The 14,261-nt window shown below is 71.1% G+C and carries 12 protein-coding genes; 7 read left to right on the top strand and 5 right to left on the bottom strand.

Annotated features, from left to right (window positions below; translation table 11 throughout):
* Positions 1-85: 85 nt before the first annotated feature.
* Genes ACOZ38_RS25790 through ACOZ38_RS25805 form a run of 4 tightly spaced genes read right to left on the bottom strand, consistent with a single transcriptional unit; the run spans position 86 to position 3,936 of the window.
* Positions 86-529: a hotdog domain-containing protein gene (locus ACOZ38_RS25790; protein ID WP_424533751.1), complete on the bottom strand. Its 444-nt coding sequence runs from the start codon at positions 527-529 to the stop codon at positions 86-88.
* Positions 522-1,307, bottom strand: coding sequence for an OAM dimerization domain-containing protein (locus ACOZ38_RS25795; RefSeq protein ID WP_424533752.1), 786 nt, complete (start codon positions 1,305-1,307; stop codon positions 522-524). Before ACOZ38_RS25795 ends, ACOZ38_RS25790 begins: the two co-directional genes overlap by 8 nt.
* Positions 1,304-2,842 carry a lysine 5,6-aminomutase subunit alpha gene (locus tag ACOZ38_RS25800; protein ID WP_424533753.1) on the bottom strand — a complete coding sequence of 513 codons (1,539 nt, stop codon included), beginning with the start codon at positions 2,840-2,842 and terminating at the stop codon, positions 1,304-1,306. Before ACOZ38_RS25800 ends, ACOZ38_RS25795 begins: the two co-directional genes overlap by 4 nt.
* On the bottom strand, positions 2,839-3,936 hold the full coding sequence (locus ACOZ38_RS25805) for an L-erythro-3,5-diaminohexanoate dehydrogenase (protein WP_424533754.1): 1,098 nt from the start codon (positions 3,934-3,936) through the stop codon (positions 2,839-2,841). Before ACOZ38_RS25805 ends, ACOZ38_RS25800 begins: the two co-directional genes overlap by 4 nt.
* A 186-nt stretch (positions 3,937-4,122) precedes the next feature.
* On the opposite strand from ACOZ38_RS25805, the gene ACOZ38_RS25810 reads away from it, so the two are divergent.
* Positions 4,123-4,944 carry a 3-keto-5-aminohexanoate cleavage protein gene (locus ACOZ38_RS25810; protein ID WP_424533755.1) on the top strand — a complete coding sequence of 274 codons (822 nt, stop codon included), beginning with the start codon at positions 4,123-4,125 and terminating at the stop codon, positions 4,942-4,944.
* Positions 4,945-4,957: 13 nt separating this feature from the next.
* Here the strand turns inward: ACOZ38_RS25810 and ACOZ38_RS25815 are convergent, their stop codons facing one another.
* Entirely contained in the window at positions 4,958-6,973 is a 2,016-nt protein-coding gene (locus tag ACOZ38_RS25815; RefSeq protein WP_424533756.1) for a S9 family peptidase, read from the bottom strand.
* Between the two features lie 167 nt (positions 6,974-7,140).
* Here ACOZ38_RS25815 and ACOZ38_RS25820 point away from each other — a divergent pair, with 167 nt between their 5' ends.
* The 6 genes from ACOZ38_RS25820 to ACOZ38_RS25845 all read left to right on the top strand — a co-directional run bounded on the left by ACOZ38_RS25820 (position 7,141) and on the right by ACOZ38_RS25845 (position 14,251).
* On the top strand, positions 7,141-9,015 hold the full coding sequence (locus ACOZ38_RS25820) for an ABC transporter substrate-binding protein (RefSeq protein ID WP_424533757.1): 1,875 nt from the start codon (positions 7,141-7,143) through the stop codon (positions 9,013-9,015).
* A gap of 3 nt (positions 9,016-9,018) precedes the next feature.
* Positions 9,019-10,008 carry an ABC transporter permease gene (locus ACOZ38_RS25825; protein WP_405150588.1) on the top strand — a complete coding sequence of 330 codons (990 nt, stop codon included), beginning with the start codon at positions 9,019-9,021 and terminating at the stop codon, positions 10,006-10,008.
* Complete coding sequence (locus ACOZ38_RS25830; RefSeq protein WP_424533758.1) at positions 10,005-10,898, top strand: ABC transporter permease; 894 nt, start codon at positions 10,005-10,007, stop codon at positions 10,896-10,898. Before ACOZ38_RS25825 ends, ACOZ38_RS25830 begins: the two co-directional genes overlap by 4 nt.
* Positions 10,895-11,872, top strand: coding sequence for an ABC transporter ATP-binding protein (locus ACOZ38_RS25835; RefSeq protein WP_405150591.1), 978 nt, complete (start codon positions 10,895-10,897; stop codon positions 11,870-11,872). Before ACOZ38_RS25830 ends, ACOZ38_RS25835 begins: the two co-directional genes overlap by 4 nt.
* A 78-nt stretch (positions 11,873-11,950) precedes the next feature.
* Entirely contained in the window at positions 11,951-12,919 is a 969-nt protein-coding gene (locus tag ACOZ38_RS25840; RefSeq protein ID WP_424533759.1) for an ABC transporter ATP-binding protein, read from the top strand.
* Positions 12,920-14,251 carry a M20/M25/M40 family metallo-hydrolase gene (locus ACOZ38_RS25845; protein ID WP_424533760.1) on the top strand — a complete coding sequence of 444 codons (1,332 nt, stop codon included), beginning with the start codon at positions 12,920-12,922 and terminating at the stop codon, positions 14,249-14,251.
* Positions 14,252-14,261 lie beyond the last annotated feature (10 nt).

The raw sequence follows: 14,261 nt of genomic DNA on the forward strand, positions 1-14,261 counted from the left end.
CAGCAGGACCAACGACGATGCGGGTCGCGGACCTTCTCCCTGTTCCCGTGGCGGGGCGGCAGGGTGCCCGTGGCGGGACGGCAGGTCACGCCGGGTGAGGTCGGTGTGGTGGATCAGTGCCGGGCGACGGGACCACGACCGTGCCCGTGGCGGTGACCGCGGTGATCGGTTCGGCGAGGACCTCGGCGGCCGAGGGTGAGACGGAGGGCGTGGCCCGGCACACCACCCGGGCCACGAAGGACAGGGTCCGGCTGCGGCGGCCGACGCGAGTCACCGTGGCCGAGACCTCGATGACGTCCCCGGCGCGGATCGGCGCCAGGAACTGCACGTCCCCGTACGAGGCGAACAGACCCTCGTCACCGTCGGTACGGATGCACATCTCGGTCGCGACGTCGCCGAACAGGCCGAGCGCGTACGCGCCGTCGACCAGGTTGCCGCCGTAGTGGGCGTGCGAGTAGGGGACGTATCGGCGGTGGGTGACGGTGAGCCCGGGTAAGTCTCGTGGCGCGGTGCCGGCCGGGTCACTCATCGGGCTGCCACTCGGGGATCAGGGCGTGGACGATGAAGCTCGCCACCTCGGCGGGGGTGGTGCCCCTGCCGAAGATACGGTCGACGCCGAGGTCCGAGGGGCTCACGGTGTCGAAGCGCGGGCCGCCGACGACCAGCAACGGACGGCCGAGTCCCCCGCCGACGGCCGTCGGGTACGCGTCGGTGAACGCTCCGGCCATCTGCTTGGTGTTGTGGACGTGGGCGCCCTTCTGGGTCACGACCTGGGAGACCAGCACGGCGTCCGCGTTCACCGCCTTGGCGTGGGCGACCAGAGTGTCCACCTCTACCTGGGCTCCGAGGTTGTGCACCTCGATCTCCCGGTAGTACTCCAGGCCCTTCTCCCCGGCGAAGCCCTTGACGTTCAGGATGGCGTCGATGCCCACGGTGTGGGCGTCCGTACCGATGCAGGCGCCGACGACCACGAGCCTGCGCTGGAGGACGGTCCTGATGGCGAGGTTGACCTGGCTCGGCGTCAGCAGGGGGTATTCGCGGCCTTCGGGGACGTCGATGCCCGCGTAGTCGATGAGGTGGCCGACTCGCCCGTAGACGATGAAGAAGGTGAAGTCGGGGCCCATCGCCTTGGCGTGCACGACGCTGGCCGGGTCGAGTCCCATTCCGCCGGCGAGCCGCAACGCCGCCGCCTCGGCACGAGGACCGTGCGGCACGGGGAGAGTGAAGGACACCTGAACCATGCCGTCACCGGTGGTGTCCCCATACGGCCGGATGACCTGTTTGATCGTGTCCAGGTCCGTCGTCACGCGTCCTCCTCAAGGATCTCGGTGGCCGGGTTGTAGTAGGCGTCGCCCTGACGTATGACGCCTTCCAGTCCCCGGCCTCGGTCTGGGGGGCGGCGGGTTACGCCGAAGGTGCCTTGGGCTATGGCGGTGAGGAGGGAGCCGTCGCAGACGCGGTCGAGGAGGTCGACGGTTTCGGAGAGGACCTGGCGGGCGCGTTCGACGGTGAAGCCGCCCGGGGCCGGGACGAAGTCCTCGTGCAGGGCGCCGACGGCCCGGCGCACGTAGCGGACGTTCTCCAGGGCCAGGTCGCGGTCCGACAGCCACGGGGTGTGGATGCCCTCGGTCATCATGCCGATGAGCAGGATGGACTGCCCGGTCAGGACCCCGGCGAGGTTGAAGAAGGCGTCCAGCAGGTAACCGGCGAAGATGTTGCCGGTCATGTGCTTGGTCGGCGGCATGTACTTCAGCGGCGCGTCGGGGAACAGCTCCCGTACGAGCAGCGCGTGCGCCAATTCCAACCTAAACGAATCCGGAATTTCTGGATTTATCTCGAAAGCATGCCCCAGCCCGAGCTGCCAGTCCGCCAGCCCCGCCTCGTGCCCGAACCGCTCGTTGAGGAGCTGTGACGCGACGACCGTGTGCGCGGCGTCCACCGCGTCGGCCGTGGTGAGGTAGTTGTCCTCGCCCGTGTTGATCACGATGCCCGCGCGGGCGTGGACCTGCCGGGAGAACCGCTGGTCCACGAAGGTGCGGATCGGGTTGATGTCGCGGAAGATGATCCCGTACATGCAGTCGTTGAGCATCATGTCGAGCCGTTCGAGCCCGGCCAGCGTGGCGATCTCCGGCATGCACAGGCCGCTCGCGTAGTTCGTCAGCCGCACGTACCGGCCGAGCTCGGCCGACACGTCGTCCAGCGCGGCGCGCATCAGGCGGAAGTTCTCCTGGGTCGCGTACGTGCCCGCGTACCCCTGCCTGGTCGCGCCCTCGGGCACGTAGTCCAGCAGCGACTGGCCGGTGGATCTGATCACCGCGATGACGTCGGCGCCCTCGCGCGCCGCCGCCTGGGCCTGCGGGATGTCCTCGTAGATGTCGCCGGTCGCGACGATCAGGTAGATCCAGGGCATGTCGGGGTCGCCGTGCTTGGCGAGGAGCCGCTGCCGCTCGGCCCGGTTGTGGTCGATCACGGCGATCCCGCGCGCGACCGCCGCCCGTGCCCGCGTGCGCGCCCGTACGGCTCCCGCCCCATCGGGGACGGTGAACCTCGTTTCGAGCAGGGACAGCGGGTCGTCGAGCGCGAGCCCGTGCTCGTTGAGCGCGTGGAAGACGGGCAGGGCGACGCCGTGGTCCAGCCCCGCCTGCTCGCGCACGGCGTCGGTGATCCGGTTGACCCAGGGGGTGCCGTCGGCGTCGGCGCCGGTGACCCCGGCCAGGCGGAGCACCGCGCGCTCGACCGAGACCGTGGTGTGGGTGCGCGCCAGCTCGATGACCGGCTCGGCCGCCCGGGCCGCGAGCGCCCTGGCCTTCGCGACGACGGCGGGGTCGAGTCCGAGTTTCACGCTTCCTCCAGCCGGTGTTCGAACAGCCGCCTGACACCGGGTTCGGCACGCAGGAGGTCGAGGGCCAGGGCGGCGTGGCCGGGGACATAGCCGTTGCCCACGAGCATGGTCACGTCGGCCGCCAGCCCTTCCGCCCCGAGGGCGGCGGCGCTGAAGGACGTGGCCATGGAGAAGAAGATCACGGTTCCGCCGTCCCCGGTGGCGAGGATGGCCCCGCCCTCGCATCCGGGCACGTCCACGCAGACGACCGTCACGTCCGCCGGTCCCCCGGCCCGCCGTACGGCCTCGGACAGCGCGACGGGATCGCGGGCGTCGGCGATCACCACCGCGTCCGCCAGCCCGGACTCCTCCAGCAGCGCGGCCTCGCCCGCGTGAGGGACGATCCCGACCAGCCGGGCCGCTCCCGCCCTGCGGGCCGCCGCGAGGGACAGCGAACCGCTCTTCCCGGCCGCGCCGATGACCGCGACCACCGGGTCGAGACCGCTTTCGGTTCCGCTGTGGGAGCCATGCCCGCTGCCGGTTCGCAGGACAAATCGTGAGGCGTACTGGCGCACCACGCGTTCGGTGAGGGCCGGCGCTCCGCACACGTCCATGACCGCGAGCGCGAGCGGAACCGGCAGGTCGCCGGGGAGCACCGCGGCGATCGAGCGGGCGAACAGGATCGCGTGGCCCGAGGCGGGCACCTGCTCGGACAGGCCGTCCCAGCCAGAAAGCCCGTCGGTGACCGCGAGCGGGGTGAGCGTGAGGGAGACCAGGGTGGCGACCCGGTCCCCTGGCTTCAGGCCGAGCGGGGACTCGGGGGTGACCTCGTCCACGACGCCGACCAGCATGCCCCCCGACCCGGTCACCGGGTTGTGCATCTTGCCCCGGTCGCCGATGATCTTCAGGACCTCGGCCCGGACGGCGTCGCCGTCGCCGCCGTGCTTGGTGGAGAGCTGCCGGTAGGAGGCGGCGTCGAGGTTCAGCCGTTCGACGCGGACGCGGATCTCGCCGGGGTGCAGGTCAGGGGAGGCGTCGAGGCGCAGGGCGGCCTGGGGCAGCACGCCTCGCGGCTCCAGCACGCGATGCAGGCCGACGGGGGAGACATCGGTCATGGAGCTTGGGAGGCGCTGAGGCCAGTGGAAGGAGCGCGGCCGGCGGCGAACGCGGGCGCGGTCCAGCCGCCCTCTTCACGGAAAGACAACTCTCGCATCGTTCACCGTCCCCGCAATCTCGTTCCTGACTGGTCACTCAGGCGAACATCTTGTATCAAGCACCCCCGTCCAGGCAATATCTCGGCCATGACAACCTCGACGCTCATCACGGTCGCCCCCACGGGAGCCGAGACCGGCAAGGACGCGGCGCCCGAGCTCCCGGTGACGCTGGACGAGCTGGTGGCGGCCGCGAAGCGGTGCGAGGACGCCGGGGCGGCCGTGGTCCACGTGCACATCCGCGACGACGAGGCCCGGCCGACCCTCGACCTGGCCAGGCTGAAGGAGACCGTGGCCGAGCTGCGGGCCGCGACCTCGCTGGTGGTCCAGCTCTCCACCGGCGGCGCGGTGACCGACTCGTACGCCGACCGGCTGAGGGTGCTGGACGCCGGCCCGGACGCGTGCTCGCTGACCTGCGGCACCGTCAACTTCGGCGACGACGTCTTCCTGAACCCGTGGCCGTTCATGGCCGAGCTCTACCAGGCGACGCAGAGCCTCGGCATCGTCCCGGAGTTCGAGCTGTTCGACCTCGGCCACATCGCCTCGCTGCACCGCCTGCTCGGCCGGTACGGCCCGCCCCATGGCGGTCGCGTGCACTGTGACCTGGTCATGGGGGTTCCTGGCGGGTTCGGCGGCGACCTCGCGACGATGGCCGCGGCCGTACGGGCGCTGCCGGAGGGGGCCACCTGGTCGGCGACCGGCGTCGGCCGCGCCTCGCTGCCGGTGCTGTTCGGCGCGCTCGCCGGGGGCGGCCACCTGCGCGTCGGCATGGAGGACACGCTGACCTACGCCAAGGGCCGCCCGGTGCGGGACAACGCCGAACTGGTCGAGCGGGCCGCGCGCGCGGCCGAGCTCGCCCAGCGTCCCCCGATGGCCGTCGCCGAGGCGCGCGTGTTCCTCGGCATCGCCTGAGCCCGCTGACCTGTCACCCCTTGCCGAAGGAGTCCAGGATGAAGGCGAAGATTTCCGCCTCGTAGGCGAGGTGGGCGTAGCGGCCGGCAGGACCGCTGTGGGCGCCCTCGTCGACCTCGACGCGGAGCAGCACGGGCGAGCCGCCGGTGGCGCGCAGCTTGGCGACCCACTTGGCCGGCTCGTGGACCAGCACACGCGGGTCGTGGACGGCTCCGGTGGCCAGCAACGGCGGACGCCTCCCCTCCGGGACGTTGTCGTACGGCGAGTAGGCCAGCAGCCAGTCGAAGTCCGCCCGGCGGCGTGGGTCGCCCCATTCCTCCCATTCGTTCACGGTCAGCGGGATCGAGTCGTCCAGCATGGTCGTGACGACGTCCACGAAGGGCACCTCGGCGACCACCGCCGCCCACCGGTCCGGGCGCATCGTGTACACGGCCGCCTGGAGGAGGCCGCCGGCCGACCTTCCCCGCGTGGCGATCTGGGAGACCCGGCCGTCGGCGAGCCGGTCGGCGACGTCGATGTAGTCCTGGAAGCTGTTGATCTTGTTGCCGTAGCGGCCCTGGAGCCACCAGTCGCGGCCCATCTGCCCGCCGCCGCGGATGTGCGCCTCGGCGAACACCACGCCCTGGTCGAGCAGCACGGAAAGACCCGTCTCGAAGGCAGGATCGTCGGTCGCCTCGTAGGCGCCGTACCCGTGGAGCAGGCACGGGGCCGAGCCGTCCAGCGGCACGTCCGTCCGCCGGGCGATCGTCACCGGGATCGGCACGCCGTCGCGGGCCGGGACCCAGTGCAGCTCGCTGACGTACGCCGACGGGTCGTAGCCGGGCACCTCGGCGGTCTTGACCGGCGTGCGCCCGCCGGTGTCCAGGTCGAGCGAGAACCAGCGCGTCGGCTCGGTGTACGAGCCGGTCTCGACGGTGATCGACCGGGTGTCGTAGACCTCGTTGCGCACGTGCGCGATGCGGCCGGTGGGCAGCTCGGAGCGCACCTCGTACGGCTCGCCGCCGTCGAGCGGGATGACCCGCAGCAGCGGCTCGCCGCCCCTGCGCAGGCTGAGCACGATGTGGCGGGCGAAGCAGTCGGCCGCGTGGACGCGCTCGGCCGGGTCGGGCTCGCCCAGGGCGGTCCACTCGCCGATCTCTCCGGCCGTGGCGAGGGACGCGGTGACCGTACGGAACTCGGGGTGCCCGTCGTCGGTGACGATCACCAGGCGGCCGCAGGTGGCGTCGTGGTCGACGCGGTACTCGCGGCCGGGACGGCGACCGGCGACCGAGCGCGGCCCGGTGTCCTCCACCAGCCAGACCTCGGTGGTGTCGCGGCTCGCGGCCGTGACGGTGATGAGCCCGCCGGACCGGGCGGCCCGTACGGTCAGCTCGAAGCGCCGGTCGTCCTCACGGATCACCGGCGCGTCGGCGGCATCCCCGCCGAGGACGTGGCGGCGCACCTCGTACGGACGGTAGACCGCGTCCACGACCGTGTAGAGGAACTCACGGGAGTCGGCCGACCAGGCGCCGGTGTAGTAGGTGCCGGGCACCCGGTCGGGGAGGTCCTCGCCGGTGGTCAGGTCACGGAAGCGCAGCTCGTAGACCTCGTCGCCGGTGGTGTCGACCGAGTAGGCGAGGTAGCGGTCACACGGGCTGACCTCGCAGACCCCCAGCTCGACGTAGCCGGTGGCCGCCGCGAGAGCGTCGAGGTCAAGTACGGATATCGCAGCTTCGCCTGATTTATCATCCTTTTTACGGCAGAGCTCGCCGAATTCTCTTCCGGAAACCGTGCGGGTGTAGTAGACAAAAGCCCCACGGCGCCAACTGACTGAAGACTCAGTCTCGGGCGTCCGTACAGCCATTTTGCTGACGAGCTCCTGTCGGAGGTGGGCGGTATGTGCCATCTGGGCGTCATAGTGCCGCCGCTCTGCGACCAGGTGCCCGCGCACCGCTTCCGCGTCCCGCATCCATTCGTAGTCGTCGGTCCGCTCGACCCCGTGCAGGGAGTGGATCGAGGGCTTGCGGGGAGCGTTGGGAGGCGCGGTCATGGCTGGACGCTAACACTCCGACTGAGCAGTCGGTCAAGAGTGCCCTGAGCCCCTGCCAGACCTTCCCGCCACCCCGGCCACACCTTCACCGCCGTCACGACACCGTCCGCACCGCCCCCGAGTACCCGACCTCACACCCCTGAATATCGCGCCCCCCGGAGGACGATATGCCGATATTTCCCCGCGCACGCGTGCCCCGGGTGGTCCTCGCCCTCGTCACCGGGCTGGTCACCGGAAGCAGCCTGGCCGCACCCGCGCTCGCGGCGCCCGCGCACGCCGCTCCCCCGAGCCCCGCCGCGTCGCAGGGCAAGAAGGTCTTCACCGTAGGGATCCTGTCCGACGTCGACTCGGTGAACCCCTTCACCGGCATCGTCGTCGAGGCCTACGAGGTGTGGGGGCTGATGTACGACCCCCTCATCGGCTACAGCCCGAAGGACTTCACCCCGACCCCGGTGCTCGCCGAGTCGTGGACCGAGGCGCCGGACCATAAGAGCTGGACGTACAAGATCCGCTCGGGGGTGAAGTGGACCGACGGCCGGCCCCTCACCGCGAGGGACGCCGCCTACACCTTCAACCGCATCATCGACGGCGACTACGAGAAGACGAACTATGGCAACTACGTCGCCAACATCACCAAGGCCGAGGCCACCGACGACACCACGTTGGTGCTGCACGTCAAGAAGCCCACGCCGATCATGACCCGCCTCGCCGTGCCGATCCTGCCCGAGCACATCTGGAAGGACATCGACGGCAAGAAGGTGAAGTCCTACAGCAACGAGCCCTCGGGCGCCCCCATCGTCGGCTCGGGACCGTTCACGCTGGTGGAGCGCAAGAAGGGCCAGTACATCAGGATGGCCGCCAACCCCGGCTACTGGCACGGCGCACCGAAGATCGATGAGGTCGTCTACCGGGTCTTCACCAACGCCGACGCCGAGGCGCAGGCGCTCACCCGCGGCGAGATCGACTACGCCTTCGACCTGGAGGCCAACGTCTTCAAGTCGCTCAAGGACAGGCCGGGGATCACCACCCGCGCCTCGAAGTACAGCGGCTTCAACGAGATCGGGTTCAACACCGGCGCGGCGCTGGCCGACGGCACGCCCATCGGCAACGGCAACGCCGCGCTGAAGGACAAGAACGTCCGCCTGGCCATCTCGTACGCGCTCGACCGCAAGACGCTGGTCAACCGGGTGCTCGACGGCAACGGCGAGCCCGCCACCTCGGTGGTCCCCCCGATCTACGCGAACCTGCACTACGACCCGCCCGCCAAGCAGGACTTCGACCCGGCCCAGGCCGGCAGGCTCCTCGACGCCGCCGGGTACGCCAAGGGACCCGACGGCATCCGGGAGAAGGACGGCAAGAAGCTGTCGCTGCGGCTGTTCACCCGGCAGGAGTCGCAGGAGTCGCAGAACACCGGCGAGTTCGTCAAGGGCTGGCTCAAGGACGTCGGCATCGACGTCCAGGTCAAGGTGGTGTCGGAGGACGCGCTCACCGAGATCATCGGCCGTGGCGAGTTCGACATGTTCGAGTGGGGATGGGTGGTCGAGCCGGACCCCGACTACCAGCTCTCGGTGTTCACCTGCGGCAAGCGGAGCTACAAGGACGGCACCGCGGTCTACGCGGACCTGTCCGACTCCTTCTACTGCGATCCGGCGTACGACAAGCTGTACGACGCGCAGTCCGGTGAGACCGACCCGGCCAAGCGGGCCGAGCTGGTCAAGCGGATGCAGCAGATGGTCTACGACGACGCCGCCTACGCGGTGACCTACTACTACGACGACAACATCGCCTACCGCAGCGACCGCTGGACCGGTTTCGTGCCCCAGCCCGACCCTGACGGCTCGATCCTGTTCCAGTACGGCACCTACTCCTACCTCAACATCCAGCCGGTGACCGCGGCCGCCCAGAAGAGCGGGACGTCGTCCGGTGGGTCGGGCACCGGCCTGCTCGTCGGCATCGGGGCCGCGGTCGTGCTGCTCGGCGGCGGCGCCGCGCTCCTGGTCTCCCGCAGGCGCCGGGCCGCCGGCGCGGACGAGCGGGAGTAGGGCATGGCGGTCACGGCCGTCCCGGGCACGGCCACGCGTGCCCGGGCCCGTCTCCTCACCGGTACGAGCGGCTACGTCATCCGCAAGGTGAGCTGGTCGCTCGGGACGCTGTTCTTCGTCCTGGTGTTCAACTTCTTCCTGTTCCGGCTGCTGCCCGGCGACCCGGTCGGCCTGTACAACCGAGGCCGCAACATGCCCGCGGGCCAGATGGCCAAGCTGCGGGCGCAGTTGAACCAGCCGATCGGCACGCAGTTCCTGGACTACCTCGCCAACCCCTTCGCCGGCACCATCAACTCGACCCGGTTCAACCGCCCGGTCTGGGAGGTCGTCGGCGAGCGCGTCTGGCCCACGGTGCTGCTGGTGGGCACCGCCATCCTGATCGCGTCGGTGGCCGGCGTCTGGATCGGGATCCGCAGCGGGTGGCGCAGGGGAAGCGGCTTCGACCGGGGCGCCACCTCGATCACGCTGGTCCTGTACGCCATGCCGGAGTTCTGGCTCGGCATGATGTTCCTGATCGCGTTCCCGTTCTTCCCGAGCGGCGGCATCGCGACCCCGGAGGACGGCGGGGTGCTGGACGTCGCCCGGCACATGGTGCTGCCGGTGGCCTCGCTGACGCTGGTCTACCTGGCCGAGTACGCCACGATCATGCGGGCGTCGCTCCTGGACGAGCTCGGCCAGGACTACCTCCAGCTCGCCAGGGCCAAGGGGCTGAGGGACGACCTCGTGCGACGGCGCCACGCGGTGCCGAACGCGCTGCTGCCGACCATGACGCTCATCCTGATGAACCTGGGCTTCGTGATCGGCGGCGCCATCACCGTCGAGACGGTCTTCTCCTGGCCCGGCCTCGGCCTGCTGTCGTACGAGGCGCTCCGCGGCCCGGACATCCCCCTGCTCCAGGCCGTCTTCCTGCTCTTCTCGATCGGGGTGGTCGTCTTCATGCTCATCGCCGACCTGCTGTACGCCATCATCGACCCGCGGGTGAGCAACTCATGACCTCCGCCGCCGCCATCGTCAGGGCGCGACGCAGGGCGACCCTCGTCCGCTTCTGGCGCGACTACCGCTCCCACAGGACGGGCATCGCGGGCCTGGCGATCCTCGGCGTCTTCGCCCTGGTCGCGATCTTCGCGCCGCTGCTGGCCGATCCGTCCGGGCTCGACATCACCAAGGCGACGGCCCCCGGGCACATGGCGCCGTCGCTCGGCTACCCGCTGGGGACCGACGAGAACGGCCGCTCGGTCCTGACCCTGCTGATCCACGGCACCCGCATGTCGCTGCTCGTGGGCCTGGCGGCCACCGTGATCGCGATGGTCATCGGCACCACGATCGGCGTCATGGCCGGGTTCTACTCGGGATGGCTGCGGTCGATCCTGAACGCGGTGTCCGACTGGTTCCTGGTCATCCCGTTCCTGCCGCTCGCCATCGTGATGGCCACCGTCCTCGGCGCGTCCCTGCTCAACATCATCATCGTGATCGGGGTGACGTCCTGGCCGGGCACGGCCCGGCTGGTCTCCGCGCAGACGCTGTCCGTACGCGAGCGGCCGTACATGGAAAGGGCCAAGGCGCTCGGGGCGAGCGACTGGCACCAGATGACCCGGCACGTGCTGCCGAACGTCATGCCGCTGGTCATGGCGCACGTCGTGCTGACGGTCTCGATCGCGATCCTGTCGGAGACCACGCTGTCCTTCCTCGGGCTCGGCGACCCGACCCGGCCGTCCTGGGGCTACATCCTCGACCACGCCTTCTCCACCGGGGCCATGACCAACAACGAGTGGTGGTTCGTCATGCCGCCGGGCATCTGCGTCGTGCTGGTGGTGCTGGCCTTCACCCTCATCGGCCGCACGCTGGAGGCCGTGCTCAACCCCCGTCTCAAGGAGACGAGATGACTCTGCTGGAGCTCAGGGACCTGAACGTCACCTACGCGGGGGACGTTCCGGCCGTACGGGGCGTGGACCTGTCGGTCGCGCCGGGAGAGGTGCTCGGCATCGCGGGCGAGTCGGGCTGCGGCAAGTCGACGATCACGAACGCCGTGCTGCGGCTGCTCCCCCGGTCGGCCAAGGTCGGCGGGCAGGTGCTGCTCGACGGCGAGGACGTGTACGGCATGTCGTTCGGGCGGCTACGGGCCGTCAGGTGGGCGGAGGCCTCGATCGTCTTCCAGGGCGCCCTGCACTCGCTCAACGCGGTGCAGCGCATCGGCAGGCAGATCGCCGAGCCGATCCTGCTGCACTCCAAGGCGACGAGGAAGGAGGCCGACCGGCGGGTCGGCGAGCTGCTGGAGCAGGTGGGGCTGCCCGCCAGGCGGGCCAGGGACTACCCGCACCAGCTGTCGGGCGGGCAGCGGCAGCGGGTGATGGTCGCGCTCGCCCTGGCCTGCGGGCCGCGCCTGCTCATCGCCGACGAGCCGACCACGGCGCTCGACGTCATGGTCCAGGCCCAGGTGCTCGCGCTGCTGTCGTCCCTGGTCAAGGACCTCGGCCTGTCGATGGTCCTGATATCTCACGACCTGTCGGTGCTCGGGGCGGCCTGCGACCGAGTGGCCGTCATGTACGCGGGGCGCGTGGTCGAGCAGGGCCCGGCCACGGCCGTGTTCGACGACCCCCGCCATCCCTACAGCGCCGCGCTCGCCGGGGCGTTCCCGAGGATCGGCGACGAGCGGTTCCGGTTCAGCCCGCGCGGGCTGCCCGGCGACCCGCCCTTTCCCGGCGACCTGCCGGGCGGGTGCGAGTTCCACCCGAGGTGCCCGGTCGCGCTCGACACGTGCGCGACCACGGAGGTCGCCCTCTCCGAGCCGGGCGACGGCCGTACGTCCGCGTGCCTGCGCGCCACCGAACCCGACCTGGACCTGCGAGGAGCGCGATGAGCGACACCCTTACTCTCCGCCTTCCCCGAGGAGCGCGATGAGCGGCGCCCTTTCTCCGCGGCTCCCCGGAGGTGCCCGATGAGCGAGTCCCCGCAGGAGGCCGGCGTCGCGCTCGCCGCCCACGGGCTCCACGTCCGCTTCGGCACGGCCCGCGCCGTGGACGGCGTCGAGCTGGAGATCGGCTCCGGCGAGATCGTCGCCCTGGTCGGCGAGTCCGGCTGCGGCAAGACCACGCTCGCCCGCAGCCTGCTCGGCCTGGTCCGCCCCGCCGAGGGATCCGTGCGGCACGGCGCCCGCCCGCTGAGCTACGCCAGGGGCGCGCTGAAGGAGTTCAGGCGGCACGTCCAGCTCGTCCTGCAGGACCCGACGGGGTCGCTGAACCCCCGGCACACGGTGTACGAGGCCGTGGCCGAGGGCCTGCGCATCCACGGGATCTCCGGCGACGAGGAGACCCGGGTCGCGGAGGCGCTGTCGAAGGCCGGGCTCCGCCCGCCGGAGCGGTTCTTCCTGCGCTACCCGCACGAGCTGTCCGGCGGGCAGCGCCAGCGCGTGGTGATCGCAGGTGCCCTGGTGCTGGAGCCGGACGTGCTGGTCGCCGACGAGCCGGTGTCCTCCCTCGACGCCTCGGTGCGCGGCGAGATCCTCGCGCTGCTGCTCAGGCTGCGCGCGGAGCTCGGGCTGTCCGTGCTGGTCGTCACGCACGACCTCGGCCTGGCCTGGAACATCGCCGACCGCGTCGCGGTGATGTACCTCGGCAGGATCGTGGAGACCGGCCCGGCCGCCGAGGTGCTGCTCGCGCCCCGGCATCCGTACACCAGGGCGCTGCTGTCGGTGGTGCCCGAGATCAACAAGCTGGAACCGGTGGTCCTGGTGGGCGAGACGCCCGATCCGTCCCGCATCCCGGCGGGCTGCCGCTTCCGTCCCCGCTGTCCGGCCTACGCCGCCGGGCTTCCCGCGGAGGTGGCCGCGCGCTGCGAGAGCGAGCCGCCCGCCGTACTCCCCGCCGACCGCGGCCACCACGCCGCCTGCCACCTCACGGAGGCCTGATTGACCACCCCGGCCACCTCCGCGCCCGGAGTCGGGCGGATCCTGTCCGACCTGATCCGGCTGGACACCACCAACGAGGGCGACAACCGGGGGCGAGGCGAGCGCGGAGCGGCCGAATACGTCGCCGGGCTCCTCGCCGCCGCCGGCATCGAGGCGCGGATCCTGGAGCCGGCGCCCGGCAGGGCCAACGTCGTCGCCCGAGTCCCCGGCGCGGACCCCTCGCTCGACCCGTTCCTCGTCCACGGCCACCTCGACGTCGTGCCCGCGAACGCCGCGGACTGGGCCGTCCACCCCTTCTCCGGCGAGATCGTCGACGGCGTCGTCTGGGGCAGGGGCGCGGTGGACATGAAGGGCACCTGCTCCATGACGCTGGCGCTGGTCCGTTCGTGGGCCGACGCCGGGGTCAGGCCCGACCGGGACATCGTGCTGGCGTTCACGGCCGACGAGGAGGCCACCGGCGAGTACGGCTCGTACTTCCTGGCCAGGAAGCACGCCGCGCTATTCGAGGGCTGCCGGGAGGCGATCAGCGAGGACGGCGGCTACACCGTGCACCACCAGGGCCGGCGGATCTACCCGGTGGCCGTCGGCGAGCAGGGCATGGCCTGGATGCGGCTGACCGCGCGCGGCGTCGCCGGGCACGGGTCGATGCCGCCGGTCGACAACGCGGTGGCCGAGCTGTGCCACGCCATGTCGCGCCTGGCGTCCTACCGCTGGCCGGTGCGGCTCACACCCGGCGTGCGGGGCATGCTCGACGCCCTGGCCTCGGCGCTCGGCGAGAGCATCGACCACGACCGGCTGGACGCCGAGGCCGAACGGCTCGGCGCGGTGGGCGACCTGTTCAGGCCGGTGCTGCGCAACTCCGCCAACCCGACCATGCTGAACGCGGGTTACAAGGTCAACGTGATCCCCGGGTCCGCCGAGGCGCAGGTGGACGGCCGGTTCCTGCCCGGCTTCCGTGAGGAGTTCCTGGAGACCGTCGACCGCCTGCTCGGTCCCAAGGTCACCAGGGAGTTCATCTGCTTCGAGGACGCCCCGGCGGCCGACCCCGGCGGCCCGACGTTCGACGCGCTGTGCTCCTCGCTGGTCGCCGAGGACCCCGGCGCCGTCCCCGTGCCGTACGTCATGAGCGGTGGGACCGACGCCAAGGCCTTCCACGAGCTCGGCGTCGTCTCCTACGGCTTCGCGCCGCTGGCGTTGCCGCCCGACCTGGACTACTTCGGCATGTTCCACGGCGTCGACGAGCGCGTGCCCGTCTCGGCCCTGGAGTTCGGCGTCCGCGTCCTCGACCGCTTCTTCAGGGCGGCCGGGCCGATCGGGGAGGGCGCCGCGTGATCGCGGTCAG

This window comes from Sphaerisporangium viridialbum (assembly GCF_049674955.1).
In the GTDB taxonomy this organism is placed as follows: Bacteria; Actinomycetota; Actinomycetes; order Streptosporangiales; family Streptosporangiaceae; genus Sphaerisporangium; species Sphaerisporangium viridialbum.

Excerpts from the sequence above, each read along its gene's own strand:
- ACOZ38_RS25840 (WP_424533759.1), top strand. The coding sequence starts at position 11,951 with ATGAGCGAGTCCCCGCAGGAGGCCGGCGTCGCGCTCGCCGCCCACGGG.
- ACOZ38_RS25830 (WP_424533758.1), top strand. The coding sequence starts at position 10,005 with ATGACCTCCGCCGCCGCCATCGTCAGGGCGCGACGCAGGGCGACCCTC.
- ACOZ38_RS25825 (WP_405150588.1), top strand. The coding sequence starts at position 9,019 with ATGGCGGTCACGGCCGTCCCGGGCACGGCCACGCGTGCCCGGGCCCGT.
- ACOZ38_RS25820 (WP_424533757.1), top strand. The coding sequence starts at position 7,141 with ATGCCGATATTTCCCCGCGCACGCGTGCCCCGGGTGGTCCTCGCCCTC.
- ACOZ38_RS25790 (WP_424533751.1), bottom strand. The coding sequence starts at position 529 with ATGAGTGACCCGGCCGGCACCGCGCCACGAGACTTACCCGGGCTCACC.
- ACOZ38_RS25815 (WP_424533756.1), bottom strand. The coding sequence starts at position 6,973 with ATGACCGCGCCTCCCAACGCTCCCCGCAAGCCCTCGATCCACTCCCTG.
- ACOZ38_RS25805 (WP_424533754.1), bottom strand. The coding sequence starts at position 3,936 with ATGACCGATGTCTCCCCCGTCGGCCTGCATCGCGTGCTGGAGCCGCGA.
- ACOZ38_RS25810 (WP_424533755.1), top strand. The coding sequence starts at position 4,123 with ATGACAACCTCGACGCTCATCACGGTCGCCCCCACGGGAGCCGAGACC.
- ACOZ38_RS25835 (WP_405150591.1), top strand. The coding sequence starts at position 10,895 with ATGACTCTGCTGGAGCTCAGGGACCTGAACGTCACCTACGCGGGGGAC.